Source organism: Mycobacterium sp. E796 (assembly GCF_001672815.1).
Lineage (GTDB): Bacteria > Actinomycetota > Actinomycetes > Mycobacteriales > Mycobacteriaceae > Mycobacterium.
Map to the genome: position 1 here is coordinate 67,661 of NZ_LZKK01000033.1, position 16,197 is coordinate 83,857.

At 66.0% G+C, this 16,197-nt stretch carries 20 protein-coding genes; 8 read left to right on the plus strand and 12 right to left on the minus strand.

Annotated features, from left to right (window positions below; genetic code table 11):
• Nucleotides 1-133 precede the first annotated feature (133 nt).
• The 4 genes from A5706_RS02985 to A5706_RS03000 all read right to left on the minus strand — a co-directional run bounded on the left by A5706_RS02985 (nucleotide 134) and on the right by A5706_RS03000 (nucleotide 1,696).
• A complete protein-coding gene (locus A5706_RS02985) occupies nucleotides 134-514 on the minus strand; it encodes a type II toxin-antitoxin system death-on-curing family toxin (RefSeq protein ID WP_068126885.1) in 381 nt (126 codons plus the stop codon).
• Entirely contained in the window at nucleotides 511-708 is a 198-nt protein-coding gene (locus A5706_RS02990; RefSeq protein WP_068126969.1) for an antitoxin Phd, read from the minus strand. The genes A5706_RS02985 and A5706_RS02990 overlap by 4 nt, the downstream gene beginning before the upstream one ends.
• A gap of 63 nt (nucleotides 709-771) precedes the next feature.
• The gene (locus A5706_RS02995) at nucleotides 772-1,350 is read right to left on the minus strand and encodes a carboxymuconolactone decarboxylase family protein (protein ID WP_068126886.1); all 579 of its coding nucleotides are present in this window, start codon (nucleotides 1,348-1,350) and stop codon (nucleotides 772-774) included.
• A gap of 55 nt (nucleotides 1,351-1,405) precedes the next feature.
• Nucleotides 1,406-1,696 (minus strand): hypothetical protein, encoded by a 291-nt coding sequence (locus A5706_RS03000; protein WP_369831788.1) that lies wholly within the window; start codon nucleotides 1,694-1,696, stop codon nucleotides 1,406-1,408.
• 155 nt (nucleotides 1,697-1,851) lie between these two features.
• On the opposite strand from A5706_RS03000, the gene A5706_RS03005 reads away from it, so the two are divergent.
• Nucleotides 1,852-2,139, plus strand: a complete 288-nt coding sequence (locus tag A5706_RS03005; RefSeq protein WP_231984989.1) for a hypothetical protein — start codon at nucleotides 1,852-1,854, stop codon at nucleotides 2,137-2,139.
• A gap of 7 nt (nucleotides 2,140-2,146) precedes the next feature.
• On the opposite strand, the gene A5706_RS03010 is transcribed toward A5706_RS03005, so the two are convergent.
• The 3 genes from A5706_RS03010 to A5706_RS03020 are packed head-to-tail and all read right to left on the minus strand — an operon-like array spanning nucleotide 2,147 to nucleotide 4,061.
• On the minus strand, nucleotides 2,147-2,812 hold the full coding sequence (locus A5706_RS03010) for a nitroreductase family protein (protein WP_068126972.1): 666 nt from the start codon (nucleotides 2,810-2,812) through the stop codon (nucleotides 2,147-2,149).
• Between the two features lie 23 nt (nucleotides 2,813-2,835).
• Nucleotides 2,836-3,549: a 2OG-Fe(II) oxygenase gene (locus tag A5706_RS03015; RefSeq protein ID WP_068126889.1), complete on the minus strand. Its 714-nt coding sequence runs from the start codon at nucleotides 3,547-3,549 to the stop codon at nucleotides 2,836-2,838.
• Complete coding sequence (locus A5706_RS03020; RefSeq protein WP_068126891.1) at nucleotides 3,549-4,061, minus strand: methylated-DNA--[protein]-cysteine S-methyltransferase; 513 nt, start codon at nucleotides 4,059-4,061, stop codon at nucleotides 3,549-3,551. Before A5706_RS03020 ends, A5706_RS03015 begins: the two co-directional genes overlap by 1 nt.
• A 135-nt stretch (nucleotides 4,062-4,196) precedes the next feature.
• Between A5706_RS03020 and A5706_RS03025 the strand changes: the two genes are divergently transcribed.
• Genes A5706_RS03025 through A5706_RS03035 form a run of 3 tightly spaced genes read left to right on the plus strand, consistent with a single transcriptional unit; the run spans nucleotide 4,197 to nucleotide 5,922 of the window.
• A complete protein-coding gene (locus tag A5706_RS03025; protein WP_068126892.1) occupies nucleotides 4,197-4,703 on the plus strand; it encodes an RNA polymerase sigma factor in 507 nt (168 codons plus the stop codon).
• Between the two features lie 5 nt (nucleotides 4,704-4,708).
• Nucleotides 4,709-5,302, plus strand: coding sequence for a methylated-DNA--[protein]-cysteine S-methyltransferase (locus A5706_RS03030; RefSeq protein ID WP_156766935.1), 594 nt, complete (start codon nucleotides 4,709-4,711; stop codon nucleotides 5,300-5,302).
• On the plus strand, nucleotides 5,299-5,922 hold the full coding sequence (locus A5706_RS03035; RefSeq protein ID WP_068126896.1) for a hypothetical protein: 624 nt from the start codon (nucleotides 5,299-5,301) through the stop codon (nucleotides 5,920-5,922). Before A5706_RS03030 ends, A5706_RS03035 begins: the two co-directional genes overlap by 4 nt.
• On the opposite strand, the gene A5706_RS03040 is transcribed toward A5706_RS03035, so the two are convergent.
• Entirely contained in the window at nucleotides 5,919-7,286 is a 1,368-nt protein-coding gene (locus A5706_RS03040) for an aldehyde dehydrogenase (RefSeq protein ID WP_197517731.1), read from the minus strand. The two genes, A5706_RS03035 and A5706_RS03040, sit on opposite strands and share 4 nt — an antisense overlap.
• Nucleotides 7,287-7,383: 97 nt before the next feature.
• Here A5706_RS03040 and A5706_RS03045 point away from each other — a divergent pair, with 97 nt between their 5' ends.
• From A5706_RS03045 to A5706_RS03060, 4 genes are all read left to right on the plus strand, one after another.
• Complete coding sequence (locus A5706_RS03045; protein WP_068126898.1) at nucleotides 7,384-8,310, plus strand: alpha/beta hydrolase; 927 nt, start codon at nucleotides 7,384-7,386, stop codon at nucleotides 8,308-8,310.
• A gap of 39 nt (nucleotides 8,311-8,349) precedes the next feature.
• The gene (locus A5706_RS03050; protein ID WP_082964164.1) at nucleotides 8,350-8,967 is read left to right on the plus strand and encodes a TetR/AcrR family transcriptional regulator; all 618 of its coding nucleotides are present in this window, start codon (nucleotides 8,350-8,352) and stop codon (nucleotides 8,965-8,967) included.
• A gap of 238 nt (nucleotides 8,968-9,205) precedes the next feature.
• Complete coding sequence (locus tag A5706_RS03055; RefSeq protein ID WP_304528384.1) at nucleotides 9,206-9,640, plus strand: MmpS family transport accessory protein; 435 nt, start codon at nucleotides 9,206-9,208, stop codon at nucleotides 9,638-9,640.
• The gene (locus tag A5706_RS03060; protein WP_068126901.1) at nucleotides 9,637-12,531 is read left to right on the plus strand and encodes an RND family transporter; all 2,895 of its coding nucleotides are present in this window, start codon (nucleotides 9,637-9,639) and stop codon (nucleotides 12,529-12,531) included. Before A5706_RS03055 ends, A5706_RS03060 begins: the two co-directional genes overlap by 4 nt.
• A 13-nt stretch (nucleotides 12,532-12,544) precedes the next feature.
• Here A5706_RS03060 and A5706_RS03065 read toward each other — a convergent pair whose 3' ends face one another.
• The 4 genes from A5706_RS03065 to A5706_RS03080 all read right to left on the minus strand — a co-directional run bounded on the left by A5706_RS03065 (nucleotide 12,545) and on the right by A5706_RS03080 (nucleotide 16,120).
• Entirely contained in the window at nucleotides 12,545-13,327 is a 783-nt protein-coding gene (locus tag A5706_RS03065) for an SDR family oxidoreductase (RefSeq protein WP_068126903.1), read from the minus strand.
• Nucleotides 13,328-13,439: 112 nt separating this feature from the next.
• Nucleotides 13,440-13,769, minus strand: coding sequence for a DUF732 domain-containing protein (locus A5706_RS03070; RefSeq protein ID WP_197517729.1), 330 nt, complete (start codon nucleotides 13,767-13,769; stop codon nucleotides 13,440-13,442).
• 234 nt (nucleotides 13,770-14,003) lie between these two features.
• Nucleotides 14,004-14,879, minus strand: coding sequence for a hypothetical protein (locus A5706_RS03075; RefSeq protein WP_068126908.1), 876 nt, complete (start codon nucleotides 14,877-14,879; stop codon nucleotides 14,004-14,006).
• Nucleotides 14,879-16,120, minus strand: a complete 1,242-nt coding sequence (locus A5706_RS03080; RefSeq protein WP_068126910.1) for an acyl-CoA dehydrogenase family protein — start codon at nucleotides 16,118-16,120, stop codon at nucleotides 14,879-14,881. The genes A5706_RS03075 and A5706_RS03080 overlap by 1 nt, the downstream gene beginning before the upstream one ends.
• Between the last annotated feature and the right edge of the window lie 77 nt (nucleotides 16,121-16,197).

Below are 16,197 nucleotides of genomic sequence, written 5' to 3' on the forward strand. Positions count from 1 at the left end.
CGCTCAGCACCATCGCCGCGGCAACCAGGCGCGGTCCGTGCGCCATGGACAATACGTCACTGTGACGAATCGCCATGCCGCGCAAGTCCTTTGGGCGTTTCGGGTACCGTCTGCTCGCTAAGAAATGCCGCAGCTACGAAGCGGCGTACGAAGCCAGCTTTTCAGCGATGATGTTGACCGACATGGTCCCATCCGTCGCGACAGCGTTGACGAACTCCTCGGCGTCGTCGACGTCAAACTCACCCAGTTGGATTCCGTTGATGTACAAGAAAGTCCATGCCGACGCCCAAGCGGTGCGCTTGTTGCCATCGGCAAGCGCGTGGTTGCGCGCGAGCGATTGCATCAGCGCGGCCGCCTTGGAAAGGTGGTCGGGGTACGCGTCAATGCCGAAGACGGTTGTGCGAGGCCTCGCAACGGCCGCGTCGAGAAGCCCGTAATCGCTCACCGTGAGGACCTCTCCGACAGCCGCCGCGCCGGCGGTGAGGATGTCATCGCGGTCGAGAAATTCGGTCACGCCAAACGCTGGTTGAGTTCGGCCGACCTCGACGCGACGATTCTCGCGGCCTCAGCGACCCGGCGCTTGTGCTCACTGGCCGCCGACAGGATCGCCTGGTGGGCAAACGCGCGGAGAGACAGATCATCGCCCGCGGCCGCGATACGGATGGCCTCAAGTTCTTCGTCGGTGAACGGGATATTCAACGAAGGCATGCGCCTATGGTACTGCATTTGGTACTAAATTCAGTACCACAGATCGCTGCATGCGCGTGGTGCCTAACCCGACGCCACCACCGAGGCGGAGCTCCATGGCGCCACGCGTTCCGACGGAGCCGTCGTCTCCGGAAGGTCGTCGCTGACGTCCCAAGTCGCCGAGAGCCGCCCGACCCCCAGCGCGATCGCGCAGTGCACACCGAGTTCAACGAGCTGGTCTTCGCTGAAGTGCTCGCGGAGCTCGTCGTAAACCGCGTCATCGATGGCGAGGTGGTCGGTGGCGAACAGCTCCGCGAAGCGCAGGGCGGATCGCTCGGCCGCCGAAAGGTTTTCGGCCTCGGCCGGCCGTTCGAGCGAGCAGACCGCATCCTGATCGAGGCCGTCGTCGATGGCGCTTTGGTAACGCAGCGCGATGCAGCTTCGGCACTGATTGAAAAACGCGATGCGCAGTCGCACCAGTTCGAGCAGTCGGGGCGGCAGCGTGCCGTTGCCGCGCAGCGCCCCAGTCAACGAGCCCAGCGCCTCGGCCACCGCAGGCAGTCGACCCATGATGGCGGCAACGCCGAGATTGATCCGATCGCCTTGACCGAGATCTTGGGTAGGCACCGCGGCGAACGCGCTCGAAGGCTGGATTCGTGTCACGTCATCGTCTCCCGTTCACCGAACAGTCTGGCGTTATCTCTTGGAGTATTGCGGCCTACCGAACCGGATGCCACTCCCCTTGCGTGACTCCTTGGGGCAGCTTGGTCAGCGCCTCAAAGGCTTCGGTGAAGATCGCGGCGATAATCCGGTCGTCGGCGGTGGCGATGGGATCCTTGTTCAGTAGGGTCCGCTGCACCCCGATTCCTAGGAGCAGGGCGGCGACCATGTCGGCGCGAAGTCGGGCTTGGTCGGCCTTGATTCTGCGGGAGAGGGTGCGGGTCAGGCCGGTCTCGAGCTGTTCGTTGAGGCGCGCGACGACGTCAGGGTCACCGCTGGACCGCAGCAGCGCAAAAAGGGGGGGCGTCGACGTCTCGGCGTGCGCGCAGCACCCGTTCGATCAGCATCGGGCGACCTCCCTCGGTCTGGCAAAGCGGCGTGCCCACGAATGGCCCGCACATAAGACCTCGCCTTCAAAAACGCGGACAGTCAGGAGGATCCATCATGACCGGAATAATGCTCGTCAAACAGCGAGTCACGAGCGTCGAGCGTTGGAACACCGTCTTCCGCGATCCAGAGCTCGACGCGGTGCGCCGCGAACACGGCCTGGTGGTCACCGGAACCTACGTCGACAGCGACGACATTGACACCGTCATCGTGGTCATGGACATGCACGATGTGGACAAGGCCCGCCAATTCGCTAACTCGCCGGAACTGGCCGCGGCCCGCGAACGGGCCGGCGCGATCGGGGCCCCCGACGGCGTTTGGTACGGGGCGCAACAGATCCGGTGAGACCCGGCTAGGCGCCGAACGGTTTTCCGTCGAAGCGCTCGCGGGTAACGAATTCTGGAACCGGCCGCCGTCGCAGCTTCGTCACCCGGCGCACCGGCTTACCCAGCGGCACCACCGCGGCGATCGCGTACGGGTCGGGCACACCGAGCAGCTCTTTGACGCGCGGCTCCTCGGCGACGGCCATCGTGGTAAGCACCCCGCCGTAGCCCTCGTTGCGCGCGGCCAGCAGCACGTTCCACACGAACGGGTAGACCGAGGCTCCGGGCACCACGCCGATGCGATCGAGGTTCTGATCGGTGGCCGCCACGACTGAAAGGTCCAGACACACCACGAGCACCACCGGAGCCTCGCGAAGCGGGGCCGACATCTGCGCGGGCGCCTCCGTCGCCTCGATTTCCGTCGCGTCGACGCCGGTCGGCTGCAACGGATTCCACGGCGTCTCGCCGTTGGCGAGTTGCGCGGTGTACCGGCGCGCGGCGGGAAGTCCAAGGTCGGCCAGCGCGGCCCGGGTGTCCTTGTCTCGCACCACGATGACGCGCACGCCCTGCCGATTGCCGCCGGACGGCGCGAAGCGGGCGTTGTCGAGGATCCGTGCCAGGACGTCGTCGGGAAGCGGGTCGTCGGTGTATTCGCGCACCGCGGGCGTCGATCGCATGACGTCGTAGAGCTCCATGCACGCCATCGTGCCGCATGCCGTCAGGCGGCGTCGTGAAAGATCAACCCGAGCGTGCAACGGTGACCGGTGCGGACCACCGAGACCCCGTGTCGCACGGGCGCAGCCGACCATCCCCGAGTCGAGGGGACCGGTCGTTCCCTGGTGGTGAAGATGTAGCCGTGTCCGCGCGGCAGCGTGGTCGCGGTTCCGCGCGACTGCGCTCGGGGCCGCTGCTCGACGAGCAGGAATTCGCCGCCGCTGTGTGCCACGCCGGGCTCGGTGAGGTTGATGACGACTTGAAGCGGAAAGACCAGGTCTCCGTAGAGGTCTCGGTGCAGCGCGTTCCAGTCGCCCGGCCCGTATTTGAGCAACAACGCGGTGGGTTTGGTTTGGCCGGCGCGATGGCAGATGTCCAGCCATTCGTCGAGCGTGTCGGGCCAGGGCGGGTCGCGTCGCAGCTTCGTCCACCAGTCGCGGGCTATCGGCAACAACCGGGGGTAGAGCGCCTGTTTCAGCTCGTCGATCGGATGCGGGTAGGGCCGTTTGAAATAGCGGTACTCACCTTGCCCATAACGGTGGCGCCCCATGTCGATGGTGGCGCGGAATCGAGCGTCGTCGGGGTAGAGATCGAGCACCGCCGCGCACTCTCTTGGGGTGAGCAGCTGCGGAAGCAGTGCGCCGCCAACATCGTTCATGTCGGCGGTCACCGCGTCCCAGTCCGCGGCGTTCACCCGTCGATCCCATTTCGACGGCATCAGAACAATCGGCCGGCCGCCGCGGCTACCGGCGCCTCCAGGTCTAACAGGAATCGTTTTCGCTTCAGGCCGCCAGCGTAACCGGTGAGGACGCCGTTCTTGCCGACGACGCGATGGCACGGGACGACGATGCTCAGCGGGTTGCGCCCCACCGCTTGACCGACTTCGTAGGCGGTGTAGCCGTCGGCCAGCGTCGCGGCCAGCTCGCCGTAGGTGGTGGTTTCTCCGTAGGCGATGCCGGGCAGGAGATCCCAGACTCTTCTCTGACGCGGATCGCCATTCAGGGCGATGGGGACATCGAACTGTGTCCGCTTTCCGGCGAAGTATTCGTGCAGCTGATCTGCCGCGCACCGAAAGAGTTCATCGACGACGGGTTGCACCGACCGACCGAGAACTTCGGCAGCGGGCGGATGCCAATGGCGCCGGAAGTACACGCCCGTGAGGGCGTCGCCATCCGCGGCCAGTGTCAGCTCCCCGAGAGGGCTATCGACCACCGTGTGTCGTGCCTGCATCGTTCAACCTCCTTTCCCGGTAGACGACGAGCGGCCGGAAAACGTGAGACCGCATCTCGGTGCCTCACATCTGGGGCCGGCCCAGCGTCTTCAACAATGGGAGTCGCGGACAGTCACGGAGGAAATGGCGCGAGGATGAATGTCGACCGGCACGTCAAGCCGCCTTTCGAGGTGGTTGTTGCTCGACACGGCGCCACGGTGTGGCGAGTTGTTCGCGCGGTGATCGGCCAGGTCGACGCCGATGACGCCTGGTCGGACACGTTCCTGGCCGCGTTGAAGGCCTACCCGCAGTTGCCGGCCGACGCCAATGTCGAAGCGTGGCTGGTGACCATCGCCCACCGTAAGGCCATCGACATCACGCGGGGGGCCGCGCGGCGTGCTGTCCCCGTCGCCGATCCCCCCGACTCCCCCGCTCGCGAACGGGCCGACGCCCACGATCTCGACCTGGACGCCGCGGTCGGCGCGCTGCCGCCCAAACAGCGCCAGGCCGTTGCCTACCACTATCTGGCCGGCCTGCCCTACGCCGAGGTCGCGGCGATCCTCGACAGTAGCGTCGACGCCGCCCGCCGGGCCGCCGCCGACGGTATCGCCACCCTCCGCCGCACCTATCCCCGTATCAATACGACAAGGAATCACCAATGACCGCAATGAATCTCACCCAGCACTATCCGGTCGATCGCGATCGGCTCCAGCGCCTGCATGCCCGTCTGGAACGGGATGCCCAGGCGGGCGATCTCCTCGACATCGCCTATCGCACAGTGGACTCCGCCCTGGGACCGCTACTGTTGGCGGCCACCCCCCTGGGGCTGCTACGGGTGGCGTTCGCCAACGAAGACCGCGACAGCGTGCTGCAGAACCTCTCGGAGCGCATCAGCCCGCGCGTGCTCGAATCGCGCCCACGGCTGGATCCTTTTGCGCAACAACTCGACGAATACTTCAACGGTCGCCGTCACAGGTTTGACGTCGCGCTGGACTGGTCGCTGTCACAGGGTTTTCGGCGGACCGTGCTGGAACACCTCAACGCCGACGTCGCCTACGGCAACACCGCGAGTTACGCCACCTTGGCCCGACTGTCCGGTTCCCCCAGGGCCGTTCGCGCCGTCGGCACCGCGTGCGCGACGAACCCGATCCCCATCTTCGTGCCGTGTCATCGGGTGATCCGGTCCGACGGAACAGTGGGCGCCTACCGCGGCGGGCCGGCCGCCAAGCGCGTCCTGCTCGACCTCGAACGGAACCAATGACCGACGGGCCCGCCCGCAATCGGGTTTCCCCGTTGGGCGAGATCATCGCCGCGCCGGGTCGCGGCGCGTTGATGGGCAACCGCGGCCGCCTGCACGAGGGTCGCGGAACCCGCGAAATTGTGCGCAATCACCAACACAAGGCTTGGATCACGTGCGCGCTGTCATTCAAGGACCGTCGTGTCGCGCAGTGGGAGCCCAACCGCTACACGCCGCTGTTCTTCCTCGACGAGGCCGTCGCGCTTGCCGCCGGACATCGTCCTTGCGCCGAATGCCGCCGTCGCTCGTACAACGAATATCGAAGGCGCTGGGCCGAAACCCACTCCGGTCCAACGCCTTACGCCCGCGACATCGACGCGCAACTGCACTTGGAGCGAATGAGCCCGGTCGGCCAACGCGCCGATTGGAGCACCCTGCCCGACGGCGTGTTCGTGCTGACCGAGTCCGGGCCCGCGGTCGTCGTCGGCGACCACCTTGTGGTCTGGGATCGGCGCGACTACACCTATGCGGCCAGGCTGGCGCGGCCCGAAACCGGCGCCGCGGTCGTCGTCACTCCGCCGTCCAACGTCGCCATCCTACGTGCCGGCTATCCGGTGCAACTCGGACCGCGAAACTGCCACTAGCGATTTCGCGACGAATCAAGCGGCGACCAGTGCACCACCTTCGTGGCGGTCATCTCGTCGAGCAGCTCCGGACCGAAGCCGAAGCCGGTGCCGCTGGCCCTGCGGGGCTCGGACGCTCCCCCGGGGGCGCCCCCGAACACGTTGTTGATCTTGACGGTGCCGACCGGCAGGCTGCGCCACGCCTCCTGCGCATGCGCCATGTCGCCGGTCAGCACGGTGGCGGCCAAGCCGAAGCGGTCGTCGGCAGCCTCGGCCAGTGCCGCGGCAAAATCCGGCACCATCCGCACCGGCGCGATCGGACCGAACGTTTCCTCGCGCAGCACCAGCATGTCCGGCGCGCAGTCCGTCAGCACGGTCGGCGGATAGAACGAACCCGGTCCCGGCTGCGGTTCGCCGCCCGCCAGGACGTGGGCGCCGCGCCGCACCGCGTCCTCGACGTGGGCGTGCACGTGCTCGCGGTGGCGCTGGTCGACCAACGGCCCGATCCGATCAGCCCACACCAACGCCTCGTCGACCAACGCATCGACGAACGCCTCGGCGATCGGCTGGACGACATAGACCCGCTCCACCGACACACAGATCTGACCCGCGTTGGCGAAGGCGCCGAGCGCCGCCTGGCTGGCCGCCCAGCGGGGGTCGACGTCCGCGTCGACGATCAGGGCGTCGTTTCCACCGTTCTCCAGCAGCGCCTTGGCGCCGCGTTCCACGCAGGCCCGGGCGATCTCCCGGCCGGTCGCGCTGCTGCCGACATGCGCGACCACGTCGACGCCCTCCGCCTCGGCCAACCGCGCACCGACCGTCCCGTCGCCGTCAACGATTTCGAGCACCCCCTCGGGCAGCCGCGCGGCCAGGAGTTCGGCGAACCGCCGACCGGTCCCGGGGCAGCGCTCACTGGGCTTGTGAACCACGGTGTTTCCGGCGACGAGCGCCGCGCCGAGCAGTCCGGCGGCCACCGCGACGGGGTCGTTCCAGGGCGTGAGCACCGCGACGACACCGCGCGGCTGTGGAACCATCAGATCGGTTGCCGACCAATCGCCCTGCAGGCTGCGCCCGCGATGCAATGGACCGAGTTGCGCGTACTGCAACAGGGTGCCCACTCCGGCCTCCACGCCGCCGCGAGCATCGTCGCGCAGTTTCCCGGTTTCCCGCTCGTTCAGTTCGGCGAGTTCGTCGGCGGCGCCGCGGACGTCGGCCGCGGCCGCCGCGATCGCCTCGGCCCGCTCGGCGGGCGCCGTGCGCGCCCAGCCGGCGGTGGCATCCGCGGCGCGCCGGACCGCATCGTCGCAGTCCGACGGCTCGGTGATGGGCACCTGCGTCACCTGGTCGCCGGTGCGAGGATCCAGGACGTTGATGACCTTGGTCATGGTCGAAGCCACGACCCCGTTTACCCTCTCGGTGCGCGGGCCAATCAGTTAATGACCACGTCATGTATGGTCGGCGCACTGGAGCGGAGGGCACGCAATGGCAAACCCGCACGCCGGCAACGCCTTCACGTCGCGGCACGCGTTGGACCCGGGTCTGCGCAGGGCGGCCCACTTCTTGCCCCGCGGATACGCCCTGCACCGCGGCTACCGCGTCCAGCGCACCCTGATGAACCTCATGGGCAACGCGGGCCGGATGCGCAACGTCCCCGTGGCCGCCGTCGACGAGCACGTCACGGTTCGCCTGCACCGTCCCGTCGGCCTTTCCCATCCGGCGGCCGCGATGCTGTGGATCCACGGCGGCGGCACGATCATGGGACACGCCGCCCAGGACGACAAGTTTCTGCGCAAGCTGTCAGACCGCACGGGTGTGGCGGTGGCCGCGGTGGAACACCGGCTGGCGCCGGAGCACCCTTATCCGATACCGGTCGAGGACTGCTACGCGGCGTTGCGGTGGTTGGCGCACCAACCGTGGGTCGACCCGGACCGCGTCGCGGTCGGCGGGGCCAGTGCCGGTGGACATTTCGCGGCCGCCGTGGTCCAACGGGCGCACGATCGCGGCGACGTCAAGGTCGCGTTCCAGATGCTGGTCTACCCGATGCTCGACGACCGCACCGGCGCCCGTCACGACGGCCAAAAGCGGCTGATGTGGACCGAAACCGACAATCAGCTGGCGTGGCGGTGGTACCTCAACGGCGCGGATCCTCGCGAGGCGGCGCCCGCCCGTCGGGAAGATCTCTCGGGCTTGCCGCCGGCCTGGATCGGCGTCGGGACGTTGGACCTGTTCTACGAGGAGTGCTTGGACTATGCGCGCCGCCTTCGGGAGGCCGGGGTGCCCGTTCACGAAGAGATCGTCCAGGGCGCGTTTCACGCGTTCGATCAGATCGCAGACAGGGCGCCCGTTTCGGTGGAGTTCTTCGCCAGTCAGTGCGCTCACCTGCGCGCGGCCCTCGCTCCGCGCGACTAGTTGACTGCAAAGTTTGCGTATCGTGCAACGATGAGTGTCATGCGCAACCAGTGCCACCCCATGGGTCTTCGTGAGCGACGTCGTCGCCAGACGAGCGCGGACATCCGCGACGCCGCGGTGCGCCTGGCGACCAGCCGCGGTTTCGACAAGGTGACCATCGAGGAGATCTGCATCGAGGCGGGAATCTCGACGCGGACGTTCTTCAACTACTTCCCCACCAAGGAATCCGCGATCGCCTACGGCCCCTCCGATCTGCCCCCCGAGCTGGCCGAAGACTTCGTCGCGGCCGGGCCGGCACCGTATCGGGTGATCCTGGCGGAGCTGATCACGCTGGCGGCGCACCATCTCCGCGACGTGCCCCCGCGACGCGAACAGGCCGTCGGCATGCTCGAGCTCGCCAAGACCAGCCCCGCCGTGATGGCCGCGTTTCTCGCCGAGCTGGAGCGGTTCCAGAACCAGCTGACCGACATCGTCGCCCGCCGCCAGGCGATGCGGCCGGACGACGAGATACCCGCCTTGATCGCCGCGCTGGCGTTGACCGCCGTGCGGTCGGGCATCGAACGCTGGGCCAGTGGCGTGCCGAAGGATTCCGACGACACGCCGATGCCCTACGTCGAAAACGCTGCCGCGCTGGTCAACAGCATCTTCGTGAAGTGACGGACGGATAGTTAGCTAGATCACTTTTTTGCACTGTCTGCAAACTATGCAGACGATGTATTATGCTCGGGTGGCATCAGGCGGGGGTTCGGCGATGCAGGGGCAGATTTCCCAGGGCCCGACGGCTCAAACTGCGCAAATCGCGGCGTGCGAACTCCGTTGTGGCGCAACCTAATACGGTGATCACCTCGAAGGCGACGCACCAACGTTGATTTGACGACGAGAGGAATCCACGCAGGTGCAGCTGTCCAGGATCGTGCGCAACGCGTGGTTGCCGCTGTTGATCGTCGCGGTGGTGGTGATCGGCGGGTTCACCGTGGCGCGGGTCAAGTCGTTCTTCACCGCCAACGACACCGGCGTCCTGACCAGCCCACGGCAGGAGGACTCCAAGCCGTTCAAGCCCAAGGTCGTCAAATATGAGATCTTCGGCTCGGCCAGCCACGCCAACGTCAACTACCTCGACCTGTCCGCCGACCCGAAACGTGTCGACGATGCGCCGCTGCCCTGGACGCTGGTCCTGAGCACGACGGCCCCATCGGTGTTCCCGAACCTCTCTGCCCAAAGCGACGGTGACCGCCTCGGTTGTCGCATCACGATCGACGACGAAGTGAAGGACGAGAACATAACCAACGGCGTGCACGCCCTGACCTTTTGCTTGGTGAAATCCGCATGAGCGCAAGCACCGAACACCCGACCGATACCCTTCCCGTCGCCAAACACGCCGAGCGCCCGGCGATCCCGCGAATCATCCGAAAGTTCGCCCTACCCATCGTCCTCGGCTGGATCGCGATCATCGCGGTGCTCAACACGATCGTCCCGCAGCTGGACGAGGTCGGGAAGATGCGCTCGGTGTCGATGAGCCCGGACGACGCGCAGTCGGTCATCGCGACCAAACACATGGGTGAGGTGTTCCACGAGTACAAGTCCAACAGCTCGGTGATGATCGTCCTCGAGGGCCAAAACCCGTTGGGCGCCGACGCGCACGCCTACTACGACCAGATGGTCAAAAAGCTGGACGCCGACACCAAACACGTCGAACACGTCCAGGACATGTGGAGCGATCCCTTGAGTGGGGCCGGTGTCCAGAGCAACGACGGTAAGGCCGCCTACGTCCAGGTCTACCTCGCTGGCAACCAGGGCGAGGCCCTGGCCAACGAGTCGGTCCAGGCCGTGCAGAACATCGTCAAGAGCCTGCCGGCGCCCAACGGGGTCAAGGCCTACGTCACCGGTCCCGCCGCCGTGCAAGCCGATCAGAACATCGCCGGTGACCGCAGCCTGCAGGTGATCACCACGGTCACGTTCGTCGTGATCATCGCGATGCTGCTGATGGTCTACCGGTCCATCATCACGGTGCTGCTGACGTTGGTGATGGTCATGCTCGAACTATCCGCCGCGCGCGGCATGGTGGCGTTCCTCGGCTACTACAACATCATCGGGCTCTCCACCTTCGCCACGAACCTGTTGGTGACGCTGGCGATCGCGGCCGCGACCGACTATGCGATCTTCCTGATCGGCCGATATCAGGAGGCACGGTCGGTCGGCGAATCGCGAGAAGACGCGTACTACACCATGTTCGGCGGCACCGCCCACGTGGTGGCCGGCTCCGGCCTGACAATCGCGGGCGCGACGTTCTGCCTGCACTTCACCAACCTGCCCTACTTCCAGACGCTGGGCATCCCATTGGCCATCGGCATGGTGGTCGTCGTCGCGGCGGCCCTGACGCTCGGCCCCGCGGTGATCTCGGTAGCGTCGCGGTTCCGCCAGACGCTGGAGCCCAGGCGGGCGCAGCGAACCCGCGGCTGGCGCAAGATCGGCGCCGTCGTCGTCCGGTGGCCCGGCCCCGTCCTGATCGTGACGATCGCGATCGCACTCGTCGGCCTGCTGACCCTGCCCGGCTATCGGACCAACTACAACGACCGCAAATACCTGCCCGCCGATCTGCCGGCGAACGCCGGTTACGCGGCGGCGGACCGGCACTTCTCGAACGCCCGGATGAACCCCGAGCTGCTGATGATCGAAAGTGACCACGACCTACGCAATTCCGCCGACTTCCTGGTCATCGACAAGATCGCCAAGTCGATCTTCCGGGTGCCCGGAATCTCGCGCGTGCAGGCGATCACCCGTCCGCAGGGCACCCCGATCGAGCACACCTCGATCCCGTTCCAGATCAGCATGCAGGGCGTTACCCAGCAGATGAATCAGAAGTACCAAGCGGATCAGATGGCCGACATGCTGCACCAGGCCGACATGATGCAGACGACCATCGACAGCATGGAAAAGATGCAAAGCATCACCGCGCAGATGGCCAACGACATGCACCTGATGGTCAGGAAAATGCATGACATGACCATCGACATCGAGGAATTGCGCCAGCACATGGCCGATTTCGAGGACTTCTTCCGGCCGATCCGCAGCTACTTCTACTGGGAAAAGCACTGCTACGACATCCCCGTGTGCTTCTCGCTGAGGTCGGTGTTCGACGCCCTCGACGGCATCGACACGATGACCGACGACATCCAGAGCCTGCTGCCGGTCATGGATCATCTCGACACGCTGATGCCCCAGATGGTGGCTCTGATGCCCTCAATGATCGAGAACATGCGGGCCATGAAAACGACGATGCTGACGATGTATTCGACCCAGAAGGGCCTGCAGGATCAGCAGAACGAGGCCCAGAAGAACTCCAACGCCATGGGCAAGGCGTTCGACGCCTCCAAGAACGACGACTCGTTCTACCTGCCCCCGGAGACGTTCAACAACGCCGAGTTCAGGAAGGGCATGAAGAACTTCCTTTCGCCCGACGGCCACGCCGTGCGGTTCATCATCAGTCACGACGGCGATCCCATGACGCCAGAGGGCATTTCGCACATCGACGCCATCAAGAAGGCCGCCTACGAATCGCTCAAGGGAACGCCGCTGGAGGGCTCCAAGATCTACCTCGGCGGCACCGCGGCCACCTACAAGGACATGCAGGACGGCAGCAACTATGACCTGCTGATCGCCGGGATCGCCTCGCTGTGCCTGATTTTTATCATCATGCTGATCATCACGCGCAGCGTCGTCGGCTCGGCCGTGATCGTGGGCACCGTCCTGATCTCTCTGGGCGCATCCTTCGGACTGTCGGTCCTCATCTGGCAACACCTGATCGGCATCGAACTGCACTGGATGGTGCTGGCGATGTCGGTCATCATCCTGCTCGCCGTCGGGGCCGACTACAACCTGCTGCTGGTAGCTCGGTTCAAGGAAGAGATCCACGCCGGCCTGAACACAGGCATCATCCGCGCGATGGGAGGCACCGGGTCGGTGGTCACCTCGGCGGGCCTGGTGTTCGCGTTCACGATGATGACGATGGCGGTCAGTGAACTCACGGTCATCGGCCAGGTCGGCACCACAATCGGCCTCGGCCTGCTCTTCGACACGCTGATCGTGCGGTCACTGATGATGCCGTCGATCGCCGCGCTGCTGGGCAAGTGGTTCTGGTGGCCGCAGCGGGTGCGGCAACGGCCGTTGCCGTCACCCTGGCCCACGCCGGCCAAGAAAGCCGAATCCCTGGCGACGGTCTGAGTAGCTTGAGGGCCTACGTCACCCACTCCGGCTGCTGGCTGGCGTCGACCACGGAGAAGTCCTTGTGTGCCAGGCCCGCGGTGGTGCCGCCGTCGACCACGAACTCCGAGCCGGTCGAGTAGCTGGACTCGTCGCTGGCCAGATACACGACGAGACTGGACACCTCCTTCGGCTCGCCGATCCGGCCCACCGCGGTATTGAAGATGTCCTCGGGAACCCATTCGGTCATCGGCGTCTTGATCAGCCCGGGATGGATCGAGTTGACGCGGATCCCGCTGGGCCCCAGTTCCAGCGCGGCCGACTTCGTCAACCCGCGGACCGCGAATTTGGTTGCGGTGTACCCATGGCAACCGATGGTGCCGGCCATGCCCTCGATCGAGGAGATGTTGATGATCGATCCCCGTCCCGCTTCCTTCATGGGTTTCACCACGGCGCGGATGCCGAGGAACACTCCCGTCAGGTTGATGTCGAGGATGCGGTGCCACTCCGAGAGCTCGTAATCCTCGAACGTGCCGATGTTGATGATGCCGGCGTTGTTCACCAAGACATCGACCCCGCCGAACTCGGTGACGGCGGTGGCCACCGCGGCTTCCCACTGTTCGGGTTTGGTGACGTCCAGATGCACGTAGCGAACGGTGTCGCCGAGCTCCGCCGCGACTGCCTTGCCCTCGTCGTCGAGGATGTCGCCGAACACGACCTTGGCGCCTTCCGCGACCAGGGTCCGCACATGCGAAGCACCCATCCCCCGAGCCCCGCCGCTGACGAGCGCAACCTTCCCCGCCAACCGTTCTGCCACTGTGCATCTCCTGTCGTGCCGGTACGTTTTTTGCACCATACAGACGCTCACAGGTGTGTGACCAGGGCTTCGACGCGTCGCGATCCCCGCAGTCGCGACCCGACGTGCGCCGTTAGCTGCTGCTCGGCTTGCTCGGCGGGTGCTTTGCGGGGCAGTAATCCGCGGTCGCCGCGGCGACGAACATTTGGGCTTGGGCCTCGTTCAACCGATGCGAGCCCGTCAGTTGGTCTATCTCGTCCTTCTGGCTGTAGCCGGCGTTGAGGTCTTTGCACATCATCTGCGCCGCCTTCACGTCCATTGCCGGGCCACCGAGGTCGACGCCATGCGCCTGCAGATAGCTGGTGAAGTCCTGGTCCGTCTGGTCGGCGCGCGCGACGGTCGACGGCGCCAGCATCAGAGTCGCCAGCGCGCCGAGCGCGCAGGCGGAAACCTTCCTTGCCATTCCGTGCTGCATCATCGTTCCCCCATCACTTTCAAGGTTCGACACGTAGTTCGGATTGACCCGAACCGCCGCAATTACACATCGGACTGTTTCTAGCATCTATCGTTTCTCATATCGACAATTGCCTATAGCAAAGATCATTGCTGGCCAGGTCACGCGAGTCAAGGGGCAACACACGCCGGGGCCGTCGGGGCGAGGAGCTTTACCGCCCGTTGGCCGTCAATTCCGGCTGAATTAAATGCCGCGGGTCACCGTCTCGAAGATCGCCGCGGCGGAAGTGACGGCCTTGTCCGCGTTTCCTTCGTCGTGCAGGAGCATGCGCACGCCGATGCGTCCGGGCCCGCCGGCATGCGCCGTGCCCTCGACGCGGAAGGGGCCCACCTTGCCGCGGGACATGAACATCACGTGCCAGCTGATGACCTGAAGCTTCCGGGTGGCGGCGACCTCGGCGGCCAGGTCGGTCGCGGCGGTCTCGAGGACCACGTGCTGAGGCCCGATGTGCAGCGCGGCGTCCGGTGAGGCGAGCTCGGCGCTGAGCGCGGGCAGCACCCAATGGCCGTCGTCGCGCTTATCGGCACCGAAGGCCTGCCACAGCGGGGGCAGATCGGGCGAATCCTCGATGACCAGCTCGGTGCCCGAAACGTCCATCTTGCCAAGGCCTTCCGGCGGGACACCGATGACGGCTCCCTGGCCCTCGTTGAACGCGATTACCCGTTCGGGGTTGTCGGCGTCGACGATCTTGCACCGCCCGTAACCCATGGTCCGGCCCTGGTGCACGATGCCCGAGCCGACGATCTCGATCCGCGAGACGTCGTAGCCGGGGTCGATGATCTGTACCGACGCGATGACCGGGTTCGGCACCGCGACCATGTCGGTCTGGCATCCCTCCGGCGACGAGATCGCCAACGGCGCCACCATGAGTCCGCCGGCCTCGTTGCGCATGTCGCGGCGAATGGTGACGGTGTCGTCGGTCTCGCCGATGTTCATCGCCGAGTGGTTGCGGCCGATGTAGCGATAGCTGAGCAGCCCGGTCCAGCGTCGGTACAACTCGTCGCGGTAGGCGCCGGCGTCGTTGGCCAGCTCTCGGATGTCGCGAAGTTGGTCGCTCATTAGTTCCCCTTTGCCGCTTTGCCCCGGCGCACCTGGTTGAACGGCACACCGCGGTCGGCCGCGTACTCGCGCGGAAAGTTCAGGACCCGCTCGCCAATCACGTTGCGCGCCATCTCCGTCGTGCCGCCCCCGATACTGGCGATCTGACGACCCAGGTATCGCGTGCCGATGCCGAGCAGCCCCGCGTCGTCGTCGACCACGCCCGCCGAACCGGCGATGGCGAGGGCGGTGTCGTTCTCGACGTCGTGCACCTCGGCCATGTCGAGCCGGATGATCGACCCCCCGGCGGGCGGCAGGGACCCGTCGACGACGGCGTGGTAGACGTGCTCGCTCAGTTGCCCGTGCACAGCCCGGTGGACCAGGACGCGGCCCACCATCTCGCGGACGCGTTCGCTGCCCCCTTGCCTGGTGCTATCGACCAACGACATCAGGTCGATCGAAATGTCCTCGGCCTCAGCGATTCCGGGTCCGCTGGTGTACTCCGAGCCGTCGCCCATGGTGCGGCGCTCGTGGTAAAGCTGTCGTGACGCGACGTCCCACCCCTTGCCCGGTTCCCCGACGACGGCGTCGTCGCCCACGTCGACGTCGTCGAAAAACTCCTCGCAGAACTCGACCGAGCCGTTGACCTGACGGATGCGGTTGATCGTCACCCCGGGGTGTCGAAGCGGCAACAAAAACATCGTCAGGCCGTTGTGTTTGGGTGCGTCCCAGTCGGTTCGGGCCAGGCACAACCCGTAGTCGGCGGCGAACGCCCAGGTGCTCCACGTCTTGGCGCCGTTGATGACCCACCGCCCGTCGCGGCGGTCGGCGCGCGTGATGACCCCGGCGAGGTCCGAACCCCCGCTGGGTTCGGAGAGCAGCTGGACGAGCACTTCGTCGCCGCGCAGCGCCGCGCCGATGTGGTCGCGCTTCTGCTCCTCGGTGCCCATGTCCAGGATCGTCGCGCAGCAAATGGCGAACGACGGGACGTTGAGCAGCAAGGGTGTCTCGTAGGCGGCCGCCTCGGCGTCGAAAGCCTTCTTGTACTCGTAACTCAGCCCCAGGCCACCGTACTCGCGGGGAAAGCAGATCCCGGCGAATCCGCCGTCGTACAACTTCCGTTGCAATTCGCGGGCGCGCCGCCAGGACGCCAGTTCGTCTCGCTCGAGGACCATCGCGTCTTCTGAGCCGAGCCTTGGCAGGTTGGCGGTCAGCCAGGCTTTGGCGCGGCCGCGGAATTCTTCGACCGCCTCGGCGGTCATCGAATTCGCCTGTGCGTCATCGCCGATGGCCTCCTCGGGCTTGTGCTGGGCGACTGTACAGCACCGCTTGACGCCTG

What these genes read in the sequence shown, in the direction of transcription:
- A5706_RS02990 (WP_068126969.1), bottom strand. Translation starts at nt 708, where the DNA reads ATGCCTTCGTTGAATATCCCGTTCACCGACGAAGAACTTGAGGCCATC.
- A5706_RS03005 (WP_231984989.1), top strand. Translation starts at nt 1,852, where the DNA reads ATGACCGGAATAATGCTCGTCAAACAGCGAGTCACGAGCGTCGAGCGT.
- A5706_RS03010 (WP_068126972.1), bottom strand. Translation starts at nt 2,812, where the DNA reads ATGGAGCTCTACGACGTCATGCGATCGACGCCCGCGGTGCGCGAATAC.
- A5706_RS03015 (WP_068126889.1), bottom strand. Translation starts at nt 3,549, where the DNA reads ATGCCGTCGAAATGGGATCGACGGGTGAACGCCGCGGACTGGGACGCG.
- A5706_RS03020 (WP_068126891.1), bottom strand. Translation starts at nt 4,061, where the DNA reads ATGCAGGCACGACACACGGTGGTCGATAGCCCTCTCGGGGAGCTGACA.
- A5706_RS03025 (WP_068126892.1), top strand. Translation starts at nt 4,197, where the DNA reads ATGAATGTCGACCGGCACGTCAAGCCGCCTTTCGAGGTGGTTGTTGCT.
- A5706_RS03030 (WP_156766935.1), top strand. Translation starts at nt 4,709, where the DNA reads ATGAATCTCACCCAGCACTATCCGGTCGATCGCGATCGGCTCCAGCGC.
- A5706_RS03035 (WP_068126896.1), top strand. Translation starts at nt 5,299, where the DNA reads ATGACCGACGGGCCCGCCCGCAATCGGGTTTCCCCGTTGGGCGAGATC.
- A5706_RS03040 (WP_197517731.1), bottom strand. Translation starts at nt 7,286, where the DNA reads ATGACCAAGGTCATCAACGTCCTGGATCCTCGCACCGGCGACCAGGTG.
- A5706_RS03045 (WP_068126898.1), top strand. Translation starts at nt 7,384, where the DNA reads ATGGCAAACCCGCACGCCGGCAACGCCTTCACGTCGCGGCACGCGTTG.
- A5706_RS03050 (WP_082964164.1), top strand. Translation starts at nt 8,350, where the DNA reads ATGCGCAACCAGTGCCACCCCATGGGTCTTCGTGAGCGACGTCGTCGC.
- A5706_RS03060 (WP_068126901.1), top strand. Translation starts at nt 9,637, where the DNA reads ATGAGCGCAAGCACCGAACACCCGACCGATACCCTTCCCGTCGCCAAA.
- A5706_RS03070 (WP_197517729.1), bottom strand. Translation starts at nt 13,769, where the DNA reads ATGGCAAGGAAGGTTTCCGCCTGCGCGCTCGGCGCGCTGGCGACTCTG.
- A5706_RS03075 (WP_068126908.1), bottom strand. Translation starts at nt 14,879, where the DNA reads ATGAGCGACCAACTTCGCGACATCCGAGAGCTGGCCAACGACGCCGGC.
- A5706_RS03080 (WP_068126910.1), bottom strand. Translation starts at nt 16,120, where the DNA reads ATGACCGCCGAGGCGGTCGAAGAATTCCGCGGCCGCGCCAAAGCCTGG.